The following is a 20,216-nucleotide window of genomic DNA, read 5'->3' on the forward strand; positions in this document are numbered from 1 at the left end:
ACGCGTGTAAGACGTGCGTCGTCAAGCCGAACCTGCTAAATGGGCCCACTTCCGCAGCACTTACACAGCGGCGGACAGAGCTGCTGCTGCCCTATCTGTCCAAGCCGTCGGAAGGTAACGCGGACGCGGACCTGCAGGTCCAATTTAACCCGTTTTGTAATCTGAAGGCAGGGGGGTAGACCGAACGGATCATGTCCGTGGTGAACATTCGCCAAACCGGCTTCGGCCACGAATTTCTGAGGGTTGGGTCACAGCGGACCCTTGACCCTGCCGGTTCGGCGAACGTCCGTCAACGCCGGCCGTAGACAGTGGTCCTCTCCACAGCGGGGCGCCCGGCGGAGGCGGCGAGCTCTTTCAACTCGGCGACCGTCCGGGCCGAACCGTGCTCGGAGCCGGCCATCCGCGAGATGGTCTCCTCCATCAGGGTGCCGCCCAGATCGTTGCAACCGCTGTTCAACATCACCCGGGTGCCCTCGTCGCCGAGCTTCACCCAGGAGCACTGGATGTTGTCGACCCGGCCGTGCAGCAGCACCCGGGCCATCGCGTGCACGACCCGGTTCTCCCTCCAGGTCGGACCCGGACGGGCGATACCGGCCAGATAGATCGGCGCGTTGGTGTGGATGAAGGGCAGCGCCACGAACTCGGTCAGCCCACCGGTCCGATCCTGGATGCCGGCCAGCACCCGGAAATGACCCAGCCACTGACGGGGGTGATCGACGTGGCCGTACATCATGGTGGAACTCGACCGGATGCCGACCTCGTGCGCGGTGGTCACCACGTCCACCCAGGTGGAGGTGGGCAGCTTGCCCTTGGTCAGCACCCAGCGCACGTCGTCGTCGAGGATCTCGGCCGCGGTGCCCGGAATCGTGCCGAGCCCCGCCTCCTTCAGCCCGGTCAGCCACTCCCGCAGCGAGACACCGGCCTTCGCCGAGGCGGTGACGATCTCCATCGGGGAGTACGCGTGGACGTGCATCCCCGGAACGCGTTGCTTCACCGCGCGGACCAGATCGGCGTACGCGGTGACCGGCATCTTCGGGTCGATCCCGCCCTGCATGCAGACCTCGGACGCACCGTCCCGCCAGGCCTCCTCGGCCCGGTCGGCGACCTGCTCGACGGACAGCCGGTACGCGTCGGCGTCCTTCTCCCGCTGGGCGAACGCGCAGAACCGGCAGCCGACGTAACAGACGTTCGAGAAGTTGATGTTGCGGTTCACCACGTAGGTGATGTCGTCGCCGTTCACGTGCTTGCGCAGGTCGTCGGCGATCTTCCCGAGCTCGTCGAGGGCCGGGCCGTCGGCGTTGAACAGCGCCATCGCCTTGTCCTCGTTCTGCTCCAGGAGCAGCGCCGCCGGGTCCTCCGAGGCCAGTTTGAGCGCGGCCACCACGTCGGCGGGCATGCTCGCCGGCGCCGACTTCACGTGCGCGGCGACCTCGTTCCAGTCGCCGTAGACGTGATCGAAATCGGAACGGCGGTCCTCGGAACGACCGTCGGAGTCGATGCTCTTGAACAGATCCGTGCGGCCTGATCCGAAGGCCTCGTCGGGCTCCTGCCAGGGGAGGCCGATCGGCTTCTTGCCCTCTCGCGCCAGGCCGTCGTCCTCCGCCAGCGCTGTGACGTGGGCCTTCAACCGCGGGTCCAGCCAGCCCTCGTCGCCCCGGCGGACGTACTCCGGGTAGATGGTGAGGCGTTCTTGGAGCTTGAATCCGGACTTCTCCGATTTTTCGGCGAGTAGGTCGATCTGCGGCCAGGGGCGCTCCGGGTTCACGTGGTCCGGCGTCACCGGCGAGACCCCGCCCCAGTCGTCGATCCCGGCCCGCAGCAGCAGCGGGAACTCGTCGTCGATCAGGTTCGGCGGCGCCTGGATCCGGGCCCGCGGCCCCATGATGATCCGCGCCACGGCCACCGTCGCGGCCAGCTCGCGCAGCTCCGCGTCGGGCATCCCGCGCATCGCCGTGTCCGGCTTGGCGCGGAAATTCTGCACGATCACCTCTTGGATGTGCCCGAACTCCCGGGCCGCCCGGCGGATCGCGAACAGCGACTCGGCCCGCTCGGTGGCGTTTTCCCCGATGCCGATCAGGATGCCGGTGGTGAAGGGCACACCGACCCGGCCGGCGTCGTCGAGGACCCGCAGACGGACCGCGGGCTCCTTGTCGGGCGAGCCGAAGTGCGGGCCGCCCTTCTCCGACCAGAGCCGGGTGGCGGTGGTCTCCAGCATCATGCCCATGCTCGGCGCGACCGGCTTGAGCCGCTGCAGCTCGGCCCAGCTCATCACGCCCGGGTTCAGGTGCGGCAGCAGGCCGGTCTCCTCCAGCACCGCGATGGCGCAGGCCCGCACGTAGTCCAGGGTGGAGTCGTAACCGCGCTCGTCCAGCCACTGCCGGGCGGCCGGCCAGCGCTCCTCGGGGCGGTCGCCGAGGGTGAACAGCGCCTCCTTGCAGCCCTGGGCGGCGCCCTGGCGGGCGATCTCCAGGACCTCGTCGCGCTCCAGGAAGGCGGCCGGCAGCTTGTGCGGCACGGTCGCGAACGTGCAGTAGTGACACCGGTCCTGACAGAGCCGGGTCAGGGGGATGAAGACCTTGCGGGAGTAGGTGACCACGCCCGGCCGCCCGGCCTCGCGCAGACCGGCGTCCCGGATGCCGCCGGCGATCGCCAGCAGCTCGTCGAATCGCTCGCCGGTGGCCGCGAGGAGCGCGGTCGCCTCGTCGACGTCGATCGCTTTGCCGTCGGCGGCACGGCGCAGTGCGCGGCGGACGCTCGCCTCGGTCGGTACGGGTTCCACGTTGACCTCTACCACGCAAAGCAGCCTAGGCCGGAAACCCGCGACTCGCCGCCACGGTGCCCGGCCGGGAGCGTGTCATGAAACACCCCCGGACCGGGAATCAGCTCACTGCCTGGGCGGATCCTGCTCGGCCGGGCCGAAACCGGGTCGCTCCGGAGGCAGAACCGTGGTGCTGTCCGCGGGCGGGGGCGGGGGCACCACCTGGGTCTCGGCCGGGGCCGGTGGGGTCGGCTGCGGGCCCCAGACCGGCGCCGGGGGCGGTGGGTACGCCCCGTAGGGCTGCTGCGGCCCGGGCTGGGCGCTGAACGGCTGGGTGGCCATCGGCGGCGGCGTCCCGTACGTCTGGCCGGGCGGGGGCACGCTGCCCTGCTGGTAGGTCGGGTAGCCGTACGGCTGCTGCGGTTGCCCGTAGGGCTGCCCGTAGACCCCGGGCTGCTGCTTCGGCTTCGGCGTGGTGAACACGTTGAGCCAGATCTGCAGCACCCCGTACGCCGGGACGGCGAGCAGCGCCAGCCAGGCGGCCCGGGTCAGCAGCGCGGTGAAGGCGGCCGCGGCGCTCTGCGCGGCCAGCCCGCTCACCCCGAAGAGCAGACCGAAGACCACTCCGAAGAAGGACGCCACCCCGTACTCGATCAACGCGATCAGGGTGATCAGCCGGGCCTGCGGGTGGACCGGCTGCACGCCGAGCGCCAGCACGACCGCCGCGATCGGGAAGGCGATCGTCGCCAGGTTGACGTCGCCGCCGAAGCCGTACCGGGTCTGTGCGGCGAAATCGCTGCCGAACAGGTCGATGACGGCGGCGAAGAGGAACACGGCCGGCGCGCCGACCAGCGCCCACGCGGCCAGGTCGCGCAGGGGGCGCAGGTACTGCCCGATGGGCTTCTCGGCGGCCGGTGGCGGCTGCGGTGGTGTGGTCACGGTTGCTCCAGGTGCGGTGATCGAGGTCGGCCCAGAGTAAACCGCTACCCGCCACCCGAGGTTGTGCTGCCGGTGATGGAGGATGGGGTGATGCGGATCGTGGTCCTGACCGGGGGCATCGGCGGTGCCCGTTTCCTACTCGGCGTGCGAGCGCACGCCCGCGCCATCGGCGCCGACGTCACGGCGATCGTGAACGTCGGCGACGACGTGCGGATGCACGGCCTGCAGATCTGTCCCGACCTGGACAGCGTGATGTACACGCTGGGCGGCGCCGCGGACCCGGATCGCGGCTGGGGCCGGGTCGGTGAGACGTGGGTCGTCAAGGAAGAGCTGGCGAAGTACGGCGTGGAGCCCTCGTGGTTCGGCCTGGGCGACAAGGACACGGCCACCCACCTGGTGCGTACCACCATGCTGAACGCGGGTTATCCGCTCTCCGCGGTGACCAGGGCCCTGTGCGAGCGCTGGCAGCCGGGCATCGAGATGCTCCCGGCCACCGACGACCGCCTGGAGACGCACGTGGTCGTCGACGTCGAGGGCGAGCGCAAGGCGATCCACTTCCAGGAGTGGTGGGTGCGGTACCGCGGTGACGTGCCGACGCACCGGTTCGTCTTCCGGGGCGCCGAGTCGGCGAAACCGGGTGACGGCGTGCTGGCGGCGATCGCCGGGGCCGATGTGATCCTGATCGCCCCGAGCAATCCGGTGGTGAGCATCGCCCCGATCCTGGCGGTGCCCGCGCTGCGCGAGGCGGTGGCGTCCGGGCCCGCTCCGGTGATCGGGGTGTCGCCGATCATCGGCGGCGCGCCGGTCCGCGGCATGGCCGACAAGTGCCTGGCCACCCTGGAGGTCGAGGTGAGCGCGGCGGCGGTCGGCCGGATGTACGGGCCGCGCGCCGACGGCGGCCTGCTGGACGGCTGGCTGGTCGACACGTCCGACGCCGACGCGCAGGTGCCCGGGGTCCGGACGCGGGCGGTCCCGCTGTGGATGAAGGACGAGACGCTGAGCGCGCAGATGGTCGCCGACGCGCTGGAGCTGGCCCGATGACGCTGGAGATCCGTCCGGTGCACGGCATCGGCGACGTGACCGCCGGTGACGACCTGGCCGAGCTGATCACCCGGGCCGCGCCGTGGCTGGCCGACGGCGACGTCCTGGTGGTGACCAGCAAGATCGTGTCCAAGGCGGAGGGCCGCCTGGTCGAGGTGCCCGCCGACGGCCCGGAGCGCGAGGAGGCCCGGCAGCGGGTGCTGGCCGGCGAGACACGACGCGTGGTCGCCCGCCGCGGCAACACCACGATCGTGCAGACCCACCACGGTTTCGTGATGGCCGCCGCCGGCATCGACGCGTCGAACGTCGACAAGACCCACCTGGTCCTGCTCCCCGCGGACCCCGACGCGTCGGCGCGCGCCCTGCGGGCCGGTTTCGCCGCCCGCGGCCTGACGGTCGCGGTGATCGTCTCCGACACGATGGGCCGGGCCTGGCGCAACGGCCTGACCGACGTGGCCCTGGGCGCCGCCGGCATCGACGCGCTGCTGGACCACCGGGGGCAGTTCGACCCCTACGGCAACGAGCTGAGCCTCACCCAGATGGCCGTGGTCGACGAGCTCTCCGCCGCCGCCGAGCTGGTCAAGGGCAAGACCGACCGCGTCCCGGTCGCGGTGGTCCGTGGTTACTCCTACAACGGCGGCGACAGCGACGGCCCGGGTGTGTCGGTCCTCATCCGCGATGCGGAAAGCGACATGTTCGGCTTGGGTACGACCGAAGCCCACGCCCGTGGCCTCCGCGAAGCGGCCGCTCTCGCCGACGTGATGCCACTGACCCCCACCGATCCGGCGGTGGTGGAATCCGTGGTGGCCGGGTTCGCCCAGGTCTCTCTCACCGCGGAGAACGTGCGGCTCACTCCGGTCTCGCACTCCCCCGGCGACCTGATCCGCCTCGGCGCCGAAGCCCACCGCCTGCGAGCCGCCCTGGCCGCCGAGAACATCCCCACCACCATCGCGGTCGACGACGACGGCGCGACAGTCACCTTCGGAGCGCCGGCATGAGCAGCCTCTATGAGAACACCGTGGACGTCCTGACCACGTGGACCGCCACCAGCGACGACGCCGAGCTGGCCCGCAAGCGCACCCTGAGCCTGCTGGCCGACGGCCCGGTGGCGACGACCCGGGCGCACCGCGCCGGCCACGTGACCGCGAGCGCCCTGATCCTCGACGACCAGCGTCGTGTCCTGCTCTGCCTGCACGGCCGGCTGAACAGGTGGATGCAGCTCGGCGGCCACTGCGAAGCGGCCGACGAGACCCTGGCCGCGGCGGCGTTCCGGGAGGCCACCGAGGAGTCCGGCATCCCGGGCCTGCGACTGGATCCGACCCCGATCGACATCGACATCCACGAGGTCCGCTGCGGCGCCGGAGACGGCGGCCCCGCGGAGCCTTCCGTCCACTATGACGTCCGATTTCTCCTACATGCCCCAACCGGCAGCATCGAGCAGATAAGTGACGAGTCCTCAGCTCTAGCGTGGTTCCACCCGGAAGCTCTACCGTCACCACTGGCCTCCGGCACGATCCAGCAGATCGCTCCGGCTCTGGCCCGCCTACCGTGACCCGCTGACCCGTTCCTCACCGTGTCGCGGCGTCCCCCGCGGTAGCGCCGCACCACGGTGAGAGATGGAGCGATGCGCAACACCCCCATGCGCTTGAGGCGAGCCACCGCCGCCCTGATGTGCCTGCCCCTCCTGTCAGCATGCACCGACCCCGGCGACCCCGACCCCGGAGCCGCTCACGCGGCTCCACCGGACATGTCGGACCCGTGCCTGACGAACAACCTGAAGGCCACGATCACGCTGAAGCCGTCCCAGCAGGACTCCACCATCCGGGAGGCCCTGCTGACACTGACGAACGCGACGGCCGAGACCTGCTCGCTGAACGGCTGGCTGACCCTGACCCTGGTGAACGCGGCCCGGCAGGTGGTCCCGGTCCCCACCACCAAGCTGGACAAACCCACCCAGCCCCAGACCTTCGAGCTGAACGCGGGCGGCGAAGCGTACGCGGGCCTGAAGTGGATCAGCTGCGAGAGGACGTCGAAGACCTGCCCCGTGGGCGCCAACCTACGGTTCAGCCTGAGCCTGAAACCGGACGGCCCAGCGGCGACCCTGAAGGACTTCCCCATCCCGAGAAAAACCCGGATAACCATGTCCGAGCTGAAGACCGGAGTCCTGACCCCGACCCCCGACCAGGCCTTGACCTGGTAGCACGAGCAGAGGTTCTGGGGCCACCACGGCCCCAGAACCGGCCATCGGGCGCCTCTCAGATGTACCCGTGCTGCCCCAGCTCCTTGAGGTGGTCGACGAGCTGCTTGACCTCCTGGGCACGCTCACGAGGACAGACGAGAACGGCGTCCGGGGTGTCGACGATGACCAGATCCCGGACCCCCATGGCAGCCACCAGGCGCCCGGACGACGGCACGACGACGAGCCCCTCGGTCTCCCGGAGCAGCACGGTGTGCTTCTCGGCGCCGGTGTCCTGCCCCACGACCACGTTCCCGGCCTGATCGGCGGTGAGCACCTCGCCGAGGGTGTGGAAGTCGCCGACGTCGTTCCAGCCGAAGTCACCCGGGACGGTGCCCACCCGGCCGGCCGCGGCAGCGCCCTCCATGACCGCGTAGTCCACCGAGATCTTCGGGAGCGTGGGCCAGACGTCGCCCATCACCTCCTCCTGCTCGGCGGTGCCCCAGGCGGCCGCGATCCGGCTGACGCCCGCGGCGAGCTGCGGCTGCTGCCGGTGCAGTTCGGCGAGGAAGGAGTCGACCCGCCAGACGAACATGCCGGCGTTCCACAGGTAGTTGCCGGACTTCACGTAGCCCTCGGCCACGTCGTAGGTCGGCTTCTCCTTGAACTCGTCGACCTTCACCACCGGCCCGTCGCCCACGGAGGCGCCGCACTGGAGGTAGCCGTAGCCGGTCTCGGGCCGGGTCGGGGTGATCCCGAGGGTCATCAGCAGCCCCTCGGCGGCACCCGCCATCGCCTGCCGGATGACGCCGGCGAAGGCCTCCTTGTCAGCGATCAGGTGATCGGACGCGAAGGAGCCCATGATCGCTTCCGGGTTGCGCCGGGCGATGACCGCGGCCGCGAGGGCGATCGCCGCACACGAGTCACGGGGTGACGGCTCGATCAGAACGTTCTCGTCGGGGACTGCGGAGAGTTGCCGGGAAACCGCCGCGGCGTGGGCCACGCCGGTCACCACAAAGACCCGATCGGGTGAGGTGAGGGTGTCCAACCGGTCCACCGTGGCCTGCAGCAATGACGCCTCGGTACCGGTCAGGGGGTGCAGAAACTTGGGATGACCGGCGCGGGACAGTGGCCACAGACGGGTTCCGGTACCGCCGGCCAGAACCACTCCGTACAGCACAGCCTGTTCGTCGCTCATGCGCGGAGAGTTTAGTAGATGATCAAGCCGCGACCCGAGTCCAAGTTGTTACATGCACCTCCGCGCTCGACGCCCAGGTGAACTCTTTGGCACGGTCCGCCCCCGCCTTGGCGAGCGTCCGGCGGCGCTGTTCGTCGTGCAGCAGGTCGGCCAGGTCGACGGCGATCCGCTCCGGCGCCTCTGTCGTATAGGCGACAGCATCCCCACCGACCTCCGGCAGCGACAGGCGTGGCGTGGTGAGCACCGGGGTGCCGCAGGCCATCGCCTCCAGGATCGGCAGGCCGAAGCCCTCACCGAACGACGGGTAGCAGGCCACCAGGGCGCCGCCGAGGAAGCCGGGGAGATCCGCGTACCGCAGATAGCCGGGGCGCAGCAGCCGCAGGTGCGGGGGGACCTCAGCCACCGCGCGGTCGATGTCGTCGTCGTGGCCCTGGCCACCGGCGAGCACCAGCGCGGGCGGGTGCGGCCAGTCGGCGACCGCGCGGGCCCAGCCGCGGATCAGGTTCGGCACGTTCTTCCGGGGCTCCTTGGCGCCCAGGAAGGCGACGTAACCGGAGTCACCGAGACCGAGGCGGGCCCGGACCCGCGCCTTCTCGTCCTCGGTCGGCGAGTGGAAGGCCCCCTGGTCGACACCGTGGTACGCCACGTCGATGCGGGTCGGGTCGGCGTCCAGCAGCCGGATCAGCTCGTCCCGGGTGGCCTTGCTGGGCACGATCACCCGGGCGGCCCGGCGCAGCGACGTCTTGATCGCGCTGCGGAAGAAGGTCCGCTTGGTGTTGTCGTAGTGCTCCGGCTCGGTGAAGAACGTGGCGTCGTGGACGGTCACGGTCACCGGGCAGCCGGTCCGCAGCGGGCAGGTGTAGAACGGCGAGTGCAGCACGTCCGCGTTGACCTGCTGGGCCAGCAGCGGGAGACCGGTCTGCTCCCAGGCGAGACGGGCCGGCCGGTGCACGATCGCCGCGGGGCCGGGGATCACTTCGGCACTCGGCAGCATGCGGCGGTAACGCTCCGCATCGGCCCGCTGCGCGACGACCGCTAGATCGACACGGTCCGGGCTCAACTCACCGAGGGCACCGAGGAGCCCGTCGACATATCTGCCGACACCACCACGGTCAGCGGGGACACTGGTGGCGTCGACGAGCACTCGCGGGGGGCGACCGGGGGTCACGAGGCATCTCCTTGGCGTCTCTGACGTACCGATACGGCAATGGAACAACCGACGGTTCGAGGGTACGCCGGGATCGCTTCGGGAAGGTGTCCGCGACACCGCCGATCGTTGCGGTCCTGTCACGGCCATTACTGAGCGTGATCCGCCTATGGTGTGAGGCGATGAAGACGACGATTCCGCAGGTTTTCACCGCAGCGATCGTGCGCGATCCGGCCGCGCCCCTGCTCACCTGGTACGACGACGCCACCGGGGACCGCACCGAGCTGTCCGGGATCACCCTCGACAACTGGGTCCAGAAAACCGCGAATCTGCTGGTCGACGGGGTCGGCCTGGGGCACGGCGACGCGGTCGCGCTGCTGCTGCCGCCGCACTGGCAGACCGCCGCGCTGCTGCTCGGCGTCTCGGCCGCCGGGCTGGCCGCCGATCTGGACGGCGATCCGCAGCCGGTGGAGGCGCTGTTCACCACACCGGAGCGGGCCGCCGCCGCGGTGAACTGGGCCACCATGGACCGGTACGTGACCGGCCTGCTCCCGTTGGCGATGCCGTTGCGCACCGTTCCGGAGGGTTTCACCGACTACGTGACCGAGGTCCGCAACTTCGGCGACCACTTCCGGGGCGAAACGGTCGCCGCGGAGGACCGGGCGCTGGCCGGCCCGGTCGAGCTGAGCCACCACGACGTGGTGGCCGCCGCCCACGACCGGGCCGCCGAGCTGGGCATCACGCCCGGTGCCCGGGTGCTGATCGACACCGCGGGTTACCCGGACCCGGTCGACTGGCTGCTCGCCCCGCTGACCGTGGGCGCCTCGATCGTGCTCTGCGCCAACCTGGACGCGTCGAAGGTCGAGGCGCGGGCGGCCACCGAGAAGGTCACTCTGACGCTGCGCTGAGCCGCTCGCGGTACAGGGCGGCGAAGGCGTTCAGCGACTCCGGGTTCGCCAGGGCGCCCTTCGCGGCCGCGGACCCGGCCGGGGTGCCGGTGAGGATCCGTTTCACCGGCACCTCCAGCTTCTTGCCGGAGAGGGTGCGCGGGATCGCGTCCACCCGGTGGGCGGCGTCCGGGACGTGCCGGGGCGAGAGCGCGGCCCGCAGCTCCCGGGCGATCCGGCCGCGCAGCGCGTCGTCCAGCTCGACACCGTCGGCCGGCACCACGAAGAGCAGCAGCTCGCCGTTCGGGTCACCGGGCGTGTCCAGGTGCACCACCAGCGAGTCGGCGATCTCCGGCAGGCTCTCCACCACCGAGTAGAACTCGGCGGTGCCCAGGCGTACGCCGCCGCGGTTGAGGGTCGCGTCCGAGCGGCCGGTGAGCACGCAACTGCCGTCCGGGTCGACGGTGATCCAGTCGCCGTGCCGCCAGACCCCGGGGAAGACGTCGAAGTACGCCTCCCGGAAGCGGCTGCCGTCGGTGTCGTTCCAGAAGCCGACCGGCATGCTCGGCATCGGCGCGCTGATCACCAGCTCCCCCAGCTCGCCGACGACCGGCTTGCCGGATCCGTCGTACGCCTCCACCCGGGCGCCCAGGATCCGGCTGGTGATCACCCCGGCGCGGATCGGCAGCAGCGGCACCCCGCCGACGAATCCGGTGCACACGTCGGTGCCGCCGGACAGCGACATCAACCGGATGTCCGGGCCGATCGTCTCGTAGACCCAGGTCCAGCCCTCGGGCGGCAACGGCGCTCCGGTCGAGCCGATCCCGCGCAGCCGGCCGGACGCCGGCGGGGTGATCCCGGCCTTGCGGCAGGCCAGCAGGAACGGCGCCGACGTGCCGAAGTAGGTGACGCCCGCGGTGTCCACCAGCTCCCACAGCGCCGACAGGTCCGGCCAGCCCGGGTTGCCGTCGAACAGCACGATCGCGGCACCCGCCGCCGGGCCGCTGGCCAGGTAGTTCCACATCATCCAGCCGGTGGTGGTGAACCAGAGGAACCGGTCGCCGGCGCCGAGGTCGTGGTGCAGGGCCAGGATCTTGAGGTGTTCCAGCAGGATGCCGCCGTGCCCGTGGACGATCGGTTTCGGCAGGCCGGTGGTGCCGGAGCTGTAGAGCACGTAGAGCGGGTGGTCGAACGGGACCGGGGTGAACTCCAGCGGGTCGTCGCCGGTCAGCTCGGCCCAGTCGCCGTCGCCGCCCAGGTATCCGATGGTGATCACGTGCTCGATCGACGGGATCGACTCCCGGATCGTGGTGATCTCGGCACGCCTGTCGACGTCCTTGTCGCCGTAGCGGTAGCCGTCCACGGCCACCAGCACCTTCGGCTCGATCTGGCTCCAGCGGTCGATCACGCTGCGGGCCCCGAACTCCGGCGCGCAGGACGAGAAGATCGCGCCCAGGCTGGCCGTGGCCAGCATCAGCACGTAGGTCTCCGGGATGTTCGGCGCGTAGGCCGCGACCCGGTCACCCGCGCCGACACCCCGGGACCTCAGCCCGGCACGGACCATCCGGACGTCCTCCCGCAGCTGCCGGGCGGTCAGGGTGAGCGGTTCCCGCGATTGGGAGTACGCCGTGACAACCGGATCGTCGTCGTCGAAACCGGGCAGGCGCAGCACGTTCTCGGCGTAGTTGAGCGTGGCGCCGGGGAACCAGCGGGCCCCCGGCATCTCCGCCGAGTCGAGCACCGCGGTGGCCGGTTCGTGCCCGATCACCTGGAAGAAGTCCCAGATCGACTGCCAGAACGCGGTCAGGTCGGTGACGGACCACTCCCACAGGGCGGCGTAGTCGGCGAAGGCCAGCCCGCGCTCCGACTCCAGCCAGGCCAGATAGCGCCCGATCCGGGTGGTCTCCCGGATGTCCACCGGCGGCTCCCACAGCAGTGTGCCGACCGTCACCCCACCTGTAGTCATGAGCACACCTTAGGTCCTGTGTGGCAGACCCCGTGGGAGCGAGGCGAGGTCCAGGTGGTGGCTGGCGCCAGCCGGACAAAGGTCGCATACCGGTGTTGTATGTGGCCTTTGTCCGGATGCCGCCAGCCACCACCTGGGCCACGCCGTAGCCCCGCGGGGTCTGCCACACAGGACCAAGGTCGTCCGCCGGGCCCTTGGACATGGTCAGAGCGGTCGTGGACGGCCGGTCCCGGGACACTTGCCGCAGAGCGGTAGCGTTCCGGATCATGCGTCACCTCAGGTCGATCTTGTATGCACTCGTCCTGGCACCCTCCATCTGGGTGCTGATCGGCGTCGGTTTCACCAACGACCTGAGCAGTCGCGGACGGGAGTTCTTCTCGGCCGAGTCGATCAGCGGCCTGTTGCTGGTGGTCTTCGCCGGGATCCTCGTCACCATCCTGGCCTTCTCCCCGATCTCCCCGGCCGGGCCGGCACTGACCGGCGCCACGTTCCTCGGCGTGACGATCTGGGCGTGGAACTCGCCCGCCGCGTACGCCGCGATGTGGGCCCCGGAAGTGTCCAAAGAGGGCTTCGACCTGAGCCGGCCCGGGTACGGTCTCGCCGCCCTGTTGGCGTTCCCGCTGATGACCACCGCGCTGAGTGCCCGCCGGTGGGCCCGCTACGAGCCCCCGGTCCTGCCGATCATCGGTGAGATCGGCCGGTTCCGGGGCGCCGCCAAGGCGCCCGGCATCAACGTCGCCGTCGAACAGACCACGATCATCCGCACTCCGGGTACGGGGTTCCCCGGCGTCAACTCCACCCAGGCCGCCGACCGCACCGTGGCCATCAACAGCGCCCCGGCCGCCGACCGCACGGTCGCCATCAACTCCGGCGCCCCGGCCGCGGCCCTGCCCGCCGCGCCGAAGCCGGCCGCGCCCAAGCCGCCCGCCGCACCGGTCATCGCGCCGAAGCCCGCCGCAGCGGCTCCCGTCACACCGGCCGCGCCCAAGCCCGCCGGCTCGGTTCCCGTCACTCCGGTCATCGCCCCCAAGCCCGCCGCCGCGCCGGCCGAGGATCGAACGATGGCGCTGCCGAGCGTCGATCGGGCGGTTGCCGCGACCCCGCCGAAGCCGTCCACGCCGCCGGCTCTGCCCGCCACGCCCGCGCTACCCGCCGCGCCGAAGCCGACCGGGCAGGCCACCCCGCCCAAGCCGACCGGCCAGGCGACAGCGCCGAAGCCGACCGGCCAGGCCACGCCGCCCAAGCCGACCGGGCAGGCCACGCCGCCCAAGCCGACCGGCCAGGCCACGCCTCCGAAGCCGACCGGGCAGGCCACTCCGCCGGTGCCGTCTGCTCGGCCGGCACAGAATCTGCAGCAGGCGAACGCGCCGAATGCCGTTCAGCAGCAGGCGCCGAAGAACCTCGGGCTGGCGCAGAGCCTGCAGAAAGCCGGTCTGGCGCAGGACCTGAAGCTCTCCGGCGCGATCTCGAAGACCCCGAAGCCCGCGCCCGCGGCGCCCATGTCCGGGTCGGCACAGGTTTCCGGGTCGGCGCAGGTCAAGCCGGTGTCGCCGGCCAAACCGGGCGATGCGGACCCGGTCGCCGGGATCCCCGGTCAGCGGAAGCCTCCCGCGATCGAGTCCTGACCGAAACTGCACAAAGATCGGGCCGGCCCCCACAGGGACCGGCCCGATCTCGTTCCCCTACTGGTTCAGGGCCCACTTCTGGTTGGCGCCGGTTCCACAGGTCCAGATCTGCAGTCGGGCACCGTCGGCGGAATTGTTCCCGGTCACGTCGAGACATTTACCGGAATAGCTGTTCACCAGTCGCTGACTGCCGTCCGGGGTCCATTTCTGCGACGTTCCGGAATGGCAGTCCCACAGATGGGTGACGGTTCCGTCGGCTGTGGACGGCCCGTCGACGTCGAGGCATTTCCCGAGCGCCCGCAGAGTGCCGTCCCCGGGCCGGCTCCACCGCTGGGCGGCGGTGCCGTTGCAGGTCCAGAGCTGCACCGCGGTGCCGTTGGCGGTGGCGGCCCCGGCCACGTCGGCGCACTTCCCGGCCAGGCCGGTGACGGTCCCGCCCGGTGCCGGGCTCCCGGTTCCGGACCAGGTGAAGGTCGCGGTGGTACGGGCCGGAAGGGTGTACACGAAGGACTGCGTACCCCAGTCGACCCGCACCGACTGGCTGCCGGTCCCGCCGTTGTGGGCGATCAGCGCCTTGGATCCGTCCGGGTTGCGCCAGGCGACGTTCGGCACCGTGCCGGAGGCGGTGCTGCCGATGCGTACCGCGCCGGGTCTGACGAATTTGGTCAGGTGTCCGGTGGTGTAGTACTCGACCGTGTAGTCGACCTGGCCGGCCCGGGATCCGCCGTCCTGCACGGTGATCAGCCCGGTACACGTACCGCAGCCGCCGTTGTGGGGTCCCATGCCCTGATTGAGGGCCAGGCTCCATTTGACGAGGCTGCTGCTCCAGTTCCGCGCGTAGTTGACGATGTCGGCCATGTCCTCGTTGTGCTGGTTGCCGATCCACGTGCCGCCGGAGTGTTCGGTGGAGAATTGTTTGACCGCCGGGTAGGCGTCGTGGACCTGGCTGCCGACGGCCGGGTCACCGAAGTAGCCGTGCCAGGCGATGCCACCGAAGAGCGGGTCGTCGCGGACCCCGGCGTCGGCCAGGATCGCCGCGCCGAAGTTGGCGTAGTCGCCGTAGTTCCAGTCGTGGATCAGGACCTTGGTGGTGATGCCGGCGGCCCGGAACGCGGGGTAGACGTGGTTCTTGGTGAACTCGACGAGGCCGGACGGGTTCCAGCTCATTCCCGGGTAGTTCATCGCCGCCGGGTTGGCCGCCTGGCAGCAGTTGGGTTCGTTCTGCACCGAGACGTAGTTGATCGGCACGCCCGCGGCCTGGTAACTCTGCACGTATCTGACCAGGTACTGGGCGTACATCGGGTAGTACTCCCACTTGAGCCAGCCCATCTGGTCCATCCGGCCGTTGTCCTTCATCCAGCCGGGCGCGCTCCACGGCACCCCCTTCACCCGTAGCGCCGGGTTGAGGGCGCGGGCCTGCTGGGTGAGCAGCCGGACGTTGGTGTCGTACCCGTTGGCGCCGAAGTCGGTCAGGTCGCAGCAGGTGTCGTCGAGCGAGACGTTGCCGGGGCGGGACAGGTCGGACGCGCCGATCGGGTTGCGGACGAACGACAGCCCGATGCCGTCGGTGGGGCTGAACAGTCTTGTCATCACCGCGTCGCGGGTGGCGGCGCTGACCGGTCCGCCGCGCAGCAGGTGGGCGGTGGTGTCGGTGATCGACGCGCCGCCGCCCTCGAAGACCTGGTAGGTGGCGTTCTCGTCGACGGTGATCGTCTGGTTCGCGGTGCCGCCGGCCGGCCCGAAGGCGATCGGGGTCTGCTGCTGGAGACCGCGGGTGACGACCCGGCCGGCACTGTCCGATGTGGTGGTGAGGTGGATGTTCACGGTTTCGCCGGCGGCGTACGCCGGGGAACTCAGGAACGTGGCGCCGACGACAAGCGCCAGCAACGATCCGCGTCTGCGCATGTGGACTCCTGCTACACGGGGGAAGGTAACAGGAAGGAAACCTCTGTTAATTCGAGTCGGTCAATGCATTCGCGGACCGCGCGGTCACGTCCCGGTTCCGGAACCGTGAAACACGTCAGGAACCGGCCCGGTCGACTCCCGGACCACCAACTCGGTCGCCAACTCCACGTGCAGCGCGTCCAGCCGGTGCCCGCCCAGCATCCGCAGCAGCAGGTGCACCGCCATCCGCCCCATCTCCTCCAGGGGCTGCCGGACCGTCGTCAGCATCGGCCGGCACGCCCGGCCCAGCTCGATGTCGTCGAACCCGGCGACGGACAGGTCGGCCGGCACCCGCAGCCCCCGTTCGGCGGCCGCCCGCAGCGCCCCGATCGCCATCTTGTCGTTGAAGGCCAGCAGCGCGGTCGGCCGGTCCGGCAGGTCCAGCAGCTCGGCGGCGGCCCGGTGCCCGAGCGCGGTGGTCGGCTCGGCGACGAACCGGGTCAGCTCCGGGTCCGGCAGCACCCCCGCGTCGGCGAGCGGGGCCAGATAACCGGCGAACCGGCTCTCCCCGGCCAGCCAGTCCCGCGGCCCGCCGATGATGCCGATCCGCCGGTGACCGAGACCGATCAGGTGGGCGGTGAGTTGCCGGGCGCCGGAGAAGTGTGCGGCGGAGACGGCCGCCAGGTTCCGCGGCGGTGGTGTCCGCGGGTCGAGCACCACGAACGGGAAACCCCGGTCCCGCAGCCGGACCAGCTCGGCGCCGGGCTCCGGCGGCAGGATCAGCACCGCGCCGGCCACGTCCCGGCGGCCGGTCAGGGTGGTCAGCACGTGCTCGCGCTGGGCCGACACCCCCGCGTTCAGCACCACCGGGAGATGGTGCGGTTCCAGGGCCTCGGCGACCGCGGAGACGATCAGCCCGAAGTAGTCGGTCAGCACGTAGGGGCAGCGCACGAAGATTCCGGTGGCCCGCTCGCCCCGCCGCCGCGGCGCCTGCCCGCCCAGCTCACCGAGGGCGGACAGGACCCGGTCCCGGGTGTCCGGCGCGACGTTGGCCCGGCCGTTCAGCACCCGGGAGACGGTGGCGATGGACAGTCCGGTACGGGTGGCGACGTCCCGTACGGTGGCTCGGGTCACTTCGTGGACGATACGACCTCACGTCGGCGCCAGCGCACCACGGATCCGTAGAGATACATCGCGGCCAGCACCGCGGGACCGAGGGACACGGCGAGCACGCCGATCAGGCTCGGGCCGCCCCAGTGCCCGGCATAGGTGGACGGATCGGTCAGGTCGATCAGGAACGGCTCGGCCACGCCGCGCACGACCACGGCCGCCGCGACGAGCAGCGCGAGCACCTTGAGCAGCATGTTCATGTATTCGACGGTAGGCACGGCGATCACCGGCCGCATCGGGATGATCCCGGATACGGCCCCTAGGATCGCGGCGTGCTGAAATCTCGTGGCGCCCGTTCTCCACCCGTACGCCGCAGGGATCGTCGCTCTGTCCTGGTGTTGGGGTGCCGAACTCTTCCCGCTCACCGGGATCCCGGCGGCGCTGTCGGCGGAGAGCCGGCTCGCCCGGCCGGCCCCGGGCACGTCGTTCGACCCGCTCGACCTGCTCTGGTATCCGCTCGGGGTGATCCCGTTCGGGCCGTCCATCGTCTGCTTCGGAACAACTGACAAACATCGAAAATCCACTATTGCTTTCGTACGTCCGGGCCGCCAGGCTGAGCGCGTTTGTTACCGACTGGTAAGGAGCACGGCTCATGGCCCCCAACATGATCCCCGCCGGTGCGCGACGAACGGCGCTGGTCGCCGCCGCCGCCCTCGCTCTGGTCGCCGCCGCCGCGTCCCCCGCGCTGGCCGCGCCCCCGGCGAAGCTGCCCGGCAACGCCGAGGCGATCGAGACCAAGTGGCAGCCGGCGTACGACTACGACACCGACGGTTGCTACCCGACCCCGGCGATCGGCCCGACCGGAACCGTCAACGGCGGGCTCAACCCGACCGGATCGCTCAGCGGCGACTGCCACGACACGTCCGATCTGGACAACACCAACGGCTACTCGCGCTACAAGTGCAACAACGGGTGGTGCGCGATCGCGTACGGCCTCTACTTCGAGAAGGACCAGGCGCTCGCCAACAGCTCCATCGGCGGCCACCGCCACGACTGGGAGCACGTGGTCGTCTGGGTGCAGAACGACGTCGCGAAGTACGTCGCCACCTCGGCACACGGCGACTTCTCGATCTCCGCCGCGAGCAGCGTGCGCTGGTCCGGCAACAACCCGAAGATCGTCTACCACAAGGACGGCATCAGCACGCACACCTTCCGGCTCGCCGGCAGCAACGACGAGCCGCCGGAGAACGCGTACGGCACCTGGCGGTTCCCGACGCTGGTGGGCTGGAACGGGTACCCCTCGACCAGCATCCGGACCACGTTGAGCAACTATGACTTCGGCAGCGCGAACTTCGGCCTGAAGGACGCCAACTTCGTCAACCTGATCACCGAGGCGATGCCCGCCGGCATCTCCTTCAACCCCTCCGCCTGACCCGGCGTTCGATCCCCTTTTCCCCGAGGAAGTGCATGGCCAGCAGGCATCGCGTGTGGCGTCTCTCCGGCGGTTCGGTTCTGGCCGCCGCCCCGTGGGTCGTCATCTTCAGTGGCGTCCTCGCCCTCGCCGTCCTGCTGGCCGTCACCCTCTGGGCCACCCTGCGACCGGATCCGGACGTCGCCCGCAACGCCGGCGGGGCGGAGATCTTCACACCCGCCCGGCCCGGCGCCGTCGCGTCCGGTTCCCCGGCGGTCTCCCCGCCACCGCCGCGCCCACCGGCCGGGGACGCGGCCGCCGGGCCCTCCGCGCGGGGTGCCGTCTCCCCCGCCGCGCCGGCCGCGACCGGCACCACCACCGCCGGGGCGTCCCCGGCGAAGAGCACCGCGGCGACCACAAAACCGGCCACGGCTGCCACCACGGCGACCGCGACGCCGGCCCGGGACGCGTTCGCCGTCATCCGGGCCACGTCGTCCGACGCCCGCAAGGGTGTGGCCGTGATGGCCGGTGACGAGGGCGGCACGGCGCTCGGCCCGATCGGTCCCGGCGACTGGATCCGCTACGACGACGTCGACTTCGGAGCGTCCGGCCCGGTCGACTTCGTGGCCCGCCTCTCCTCGGGCCTCACCGGCGGCGGCAGCGGCCTGGTCCAGATCCGTCTGGGCAGCACCGGCGCCACCCCGATCGGCGACTTCGCCGTCGACAACACCGGCGGCTGGCAGTCCTGGCGCTCGGTACCCGGCAACGTGTCCCGCCCGACCGGCGTCCACGACGTGTACCTGACCTTCACCAGCGCCCAGCCGTCCGATTTCGTGGCGATCAGCTGGTTCACCTTCCGCCACTGAGGCATGGTCGATCGGTGTGGTGCCCGACCCGACGTCATCTCGGCAAATACCTAAAACACAAACAAGACAATATTTGCCGTACGAGCGACAAAACGCTTCGCGACAACGGCCCGCTTCGACCCTGGCCACACCCTTCGTGACGGTCGTTTCACGCGCTGGTGAGAGCTTTTTTCACAAGTTGCCCGGAACCCGAAATAGCCGGGTTTTGGCTGACTCATACCTCCAGCGAATCGCGACGGACAAATTGTGCGACAACAATGGGGAATCCATCGCAGATCATAAATCCCGCTGTGCCCAGGAAGATCAGCCCGGAGGAGAGGACGCACGCGTGACCGCAAGATCCCACCGTCGGCATCCGACTCGGTTCGCGGGGGCGGTGATGACCGGTGCCTAGACGACTGATCATCACGCGTGGCCTGCCGGCGGCAGGCAAGACCACCCGGGCCCTGCGCTGGGTCGCCGAAGACCCGGAACGACGGGCCAGGGTGGGCACCGACCAGATCGCCGCGATGCTGCACCCGCAGATCCTGGTCGGCGCCGACAACGACTACACGATGCTGTACGCCTTACGGGAACAGCTGGTGGTGAACGCCGCGATCGAGGCCCTGCTGCGCTCCGGCCTGGACGTGGTCTGCGACGACACGTTCCTCCTCCCGCACTACCTCGAAACAGCTCGCGACCTGGCCGAACGATGCGGGGCCGACCTGGTCCTGTGGGACATGACCGATGTGGACGTGGAGGTGTGCATCGCCCGCGACGAACAACGCGGGCGCAACGGCGGGCGGGCGGTCGGCGAGCAGATCATCCGCAACAAACATCGCCTCTACCGGGAGAACGCCCCCCTGGTCCCGGTGGGCGCGACAACCGGCATCGAGGGCTGAAGCCATCGAAAGCCACTGAAGACGGTTGTCGAGTGCTCTTCTCGGCAACCGTCCGGGACCTAGATTGCGGCGCCCGCCTCGGCCAGGTGCCGGGCCGTGACACGCTGCTCGTCACCGGCCGAGACCGGGTACGGGACCAGGATGCGGGCCCTTGCCCAGGGCGGTGAGTTCGGCGACCGTGCCGGCGCCGCTGCGGGCCACCACGACGGCCGCGGCGGCCGGCACGTCCGGCAGCTCGTCGTGGATGAGGTCGACGACGTGACAGCGGTGCGCCAGGCGGGCCGGGAGCGAACCCACCGGGAGCGCGCAGCCGGTGACCCGGGCCGC

The 20,216-nt window shown here is 70.5% G+C and carries 17 protein-coding genes and 1 pseudogene; 9 read left to right on the plus strand and 9 right to left on the minus strand.

The genetic code is table 11. The annotated features are described in order from the left end of the window. Window positions 1-289: 289 nt before the first annotated feature. Together Aco03nite_RS21395 and Aco03nite_RS21400 are read right to left on the minus strand one after the other, a co-directional pair. Window positions 290-2,794: a bifunctional FO biosynthesis protein CofGH gene (locus Aco03nite_RS21395; protein ID WP_203797208.1), complete on the minus strand. Its 2,505-nt coding sequence runs from the start codon at window positions 2,792-2,794 to the stop codon at window positions 290-292. A 90-nt stretch (window positions 2,795-2,884) separates the two neighbouring features. Then, window positions 2,885-3,697 (minus strand): hypothetical protein, encoded by an 813-nt coding sequence (locus tag Aco03nite_RS21400; RefSeq protein ID WP_203797210.1) that lies wholly within the window; start codon window positions 3,695-3,697, stop codon window positions 2,885-2,887. Window positions 3,698-3,787: 90 nt separating this feature from the next. Here Aco03nite_RS21400 and cofD point away from each other — a divergent pair, with 90 nt between their 5' ends. The 4 genes from cofD to Aco03nite_RS21420 all read left to right on the plus strand — a co-directional run bounded on the left by cofD (window position 3,788) and on the right by Aco03nite_RS21420 (window position 6,938). Further along, the gene (gene cofD, locus Aco03nite_RS21405) at window positions 3,788-4,738 is read left to right on the plus strand and encodes a 2-phospho-L-lactate transferase (RefSeq protein ID WP_203797213.1); all 951 of its coding nucleotides are present in this window, start codon (window positions 3,788-3,790) and stop codon (window positions 4,736-4,738) included. Then, window positions 4,735-5,736 carry a coenzyme F420-0:L-glutamate ligase gene (locus tag Aco03nite_RS21410; protein WP_203797215.1) on the plus strand — a complete coding sequence of 334 codons (1,002 nt, stop codon included), beginning with the start codon at window positions 4,735-4,737 and terminating at the stop codon, window positions 5,734-5,736. The genes cofD and Aco03nite_RS21410 overlap by 4 nt, the downstream gene beginning before the upstream one ends. Further along, entirely contained in the window at window positions 5,733-6,290 is a 558-nt protein-coding gene (locus Aco03nite_RS21415; protein WP_203797216.1) for an NUDIX hydrolase, read from the plus strand. Before Aco03nite_RS21410 ends, Aco03nite_RS21415 begins: the two co-directional genes overlap by 4 nt. A gap of 72 nt (window positions 6,291-6,362) precedes the next feature. Then, a complete protein-coding gene (locus Aco03nite_RS21420; RefSeq protein WP_203797217.1) occupies window positions 6,363-6,938 on the plus strand; it encodes a DUF4232 domain-containing protein in 576 nt (191 codons plus the stop codon). Between the two features lie 55 nt (window positions 6,939-6,993). Here the strand turns inward: Aco03nite_RS21420 and Aco03nite_RS21425 are convergent, their stop codons facing one another. Together Aco03nite_RS21425 and Aco03nite_RS21430 are read right to left on the minus strand one after the other, a co-directional pair. Next, window positions 6,994-8,094, minus strand: coding sequence for a mannose-1-phosphate guanylyltransferase (locus tag Aco03nite_RS21425; protein WP_203797270.1), 1,101 nt, complete (start codon window positions 8,092-8,094; stop codon window positions 6,994-6,996). Between the two features lie 40 nt (window positions 8,095-8,134). Then, complete coding sequence (locus Aco03nite_RS21430) at window positions 8,135-9,280, minus strand: glycosyltransferase family 4 protein (protein ID WP_203797218.1); 1,146 nt, start codon at window positions 9,278-9,280, stop codon at window positions 8,135-8,137. 161 nt (window positions 9,281-9,441) lie between these two features. Here Aco03nite_RS21430 and Aco03nite_RS21435 point away from each other — a divergent pair, with 161 nt between their 5' ends. Continuing rightward, on the plus strand, window positions 9,442-10,167 hold the full coding sequence (locus Aco03nite_RS21435) for a TIGR03089 family protein (protein ID WP_203797219.1): 726 nt from the start codon (window positions 9,442-9,444) through the stop codon (window positions 10,165-10,167). On the opposite strand, the gene Aco03nite_RS21440 is transcribed toward Aco03nite_RS21435, so the two are convergent. Beyond that, window positions 10,148-12,112 (minus strand): acetoacetate--CoA ligase, encoded by a 1,965-nt coding sequence (locus Aco03nite_RS21440; protein WP_203797220.1) that lies wholly within the window; start codon window positions 12,110-12,112, stop codon window positions 10,148-10,150. The genes Aco03nite_RS21435 and Aco03nite_RS21440 overlap by 20 nt on opposite strands. Window positions 12,113-12,378: 266 nt before the next feature. Between Aco03nite_RS21440 and Aco03nite_RS21445 the strand changes: the two genes are divergently transcribed. Continuing rightward, a complete protein-coding gene (locus Aco03nite_RS21445; protein ID WP_203797221.1) occupies window positions 12,379-13,737 on the plus strand; it encodes a hypothetical protein in 1,359 nt (452 codons plus the stop codon). A gap of 57 nt (window positions 13,738-13,794) precedes the next feature. Here Aco03nite_RS21445 and Aco03nite_RS21450 read toward each other — a convergent pair whose 3' ends face one another. The 3 genes from Aco03nite_RS21450 to Aco03nite_RS21460 form a co-directional block, all read right to left on the minus strand. Continuing rightward, window positions 13,795-15,642: a ricin-type beta-trefoil lectin domain protein gene (locus Aco03nite_RS21450; RefSeq protein ID WP_203797222.1), complete on the minus strand. Its 1,848-nt coding sequence runs from the start codon at window positions 15,640-15,642 to the stop codon at window positions 13,795-13,797. Between the two features lie 84 nt (window positions 15,643-15,726). Beyond that, window positions 15,727-16,755: a LacI family DNA-binding transcriptional regulator gene (locus Aco03nite_RS21455; protein ID WP_203797224.1), complete on the minus strand. Its 1,029-nt coding sequence runs from the start codon at window positions 16,753-16,755 to the stop codon at window positions 15,727-15,729. Then, on the minus strand, window positions 16,752-16,991 hold the full coding sequence (locus Aco03nite_RS21460; protein WP_203797226.1) for a hypothetical protein: 240 nt from the start codon (window positions 16,989-16,991) through the stop codon (window positions 16,752-16,754). Before Aco03nite_RS21460 ends, Aco03nite_RS21455 begins: the two co-directional genes overlap by 4 nt. 392 nt (window positions 16,992-17,383) lie before the next feature. On the opposite strand from Aco03nite_RS21460, the gene Aco03nite_RS21465 reads away from it, so the two are divergent. From Aco03nite_RS21465 to Aco03nite_RS21475, 3 genes are all read left to right on the plus strand, one after another. After that, window positions 17,384-18,163, plus strand: a complete 780-nt coding sequence (locus Aco03nite_RS21465; RefSeq protein WP_239145324.1) for an NPP1 family protein — start codon at window positions 17,384-17,386, stop codon at window positions 18,161-18,163. A gap of 35 nt (window positions 18,164-18,198) precedes the next feature. Beyond that, window positions 18,199-19,008, plus strand: a complete 810-nt coding sequence (locus tag Aco03nite_RS54715; RefSeq protein ID WP_203797227.1) for a carbohydrate-binding protein — start codon at window positions 18,199-18,201, stop codon at window positions 19,006-19,008. A gap of 386 nt (window positions 19,009-19,394) precedes the next feature. Beyond that, on the plus strand, window positions 19,395-19,889 hold the full coding sequence (locus tag Aco03nite_RS21475) for an AAA family ATPase (protein WP_203797228.1): 495 nt from the start codon (window positions 19,395-19,397) through the stop codon (window positions 19,887-19,889). Window positions 19,890-19,954: 65 nt separating this feature from the next. On the opposite strand, the pseudogene Aco03nite_RS21480 reads toward Aco03nite_RS21475, so the two are convergent. Then, window positions 19,955-20,177: pseudogene (locus Aco03nite_RS21480) on the minus strand (glycosyltransferase); the annotation flags it as partial. Window positions 20,178-20,216: the final 39 nt, after the last annotated feature.

The organism is Actinoplanes couchii (assembly GCF_016862075.1).
GTDB classification, from domain to species: domain Bacteria; phylum Actinomycetota; class Actinomycetes; order Mycobacteriales; family Micromonosporaceae; genus Actinoplanes; species Actinoplanes couchii.

Coding starts and splice junctions, on each gene's coding strand:
- Aco03nite_RS21450 (WP_203797222.1), bottom strand. CDS start 15,642: ATGCGCAGACGCGGATCGTTGCTGGCGCTTGTCGTCGGCGCCACGTTC.
- Aco03nite_RS21445 (WP_203797221.1), top strand. CDS start 12,379: ATGCGTCACCTCAGGTCGATCTTGTATGCACTCGTCCTGGCACCCTCC.
- Aco03nite_RS21465 (WP_239145324.1), top strand. CDS start 17,384: ATGGCCCCCAACATGATCCCCGCCGGTGCGCGACGAACGGCGCTGGTC.
- Aco03nite_RS21410 (WP_203797215.1), top strand. CDS start 4,735: ATGACGCTGGAGATCCGTCCGGTGCACGGCATCGGCGACGTGACCGCC.
- cofD (WP_203797213.1), top strand. CDS start 3,788: ATGCGGATCGTGGTCCTGACCGGGGGCATCGGCGGTGCCCGTTTCCTA.
- Aco03nite_RS21420 (WP_203797217.1), top strand. CDS start 6,363: ATGCGCAACACCCCCATGCGCTTGAGGCGAGCCACCGCCGCCCTGATG.
- Aco03nite_RS21460 (WP_203797226.1), bottom strand. CDS start 16,991: ATGAACATGCTGCTCAAGGTGCTCGCGCTGCTCGTCGCGGCGGCCGTG.
- Aco03nite_RS54715 (WP_203797227.1), top strand. CDS start 18,199: ATGGCCAGCAGGCATCGCGTGTGGCGTCTCTCCGGCGGTTCGGTTCTG.
- Aco03nite_RS21435 (WP_203797219.1), top strand. CDS start 9,442: ATGAAGACGACGATTCCGCAGGTTTTCACCGCAGCGATCGTGCGCGAT.
- Aco03nite_RS21440 (WP_203797220.1), bottom strand. CDS start 12,112: ATGACTACAGGTGGGGTGACGGTCGGCACACTGCTGTGGGAGCCGCCG.
- Aco03nite_RS21415 (WP_203797216.1), top strand. CDS start 5,733: ATGAGCAGCCTCTATGAGAACACCGTGGACGTCCTGACCACGTGGACC.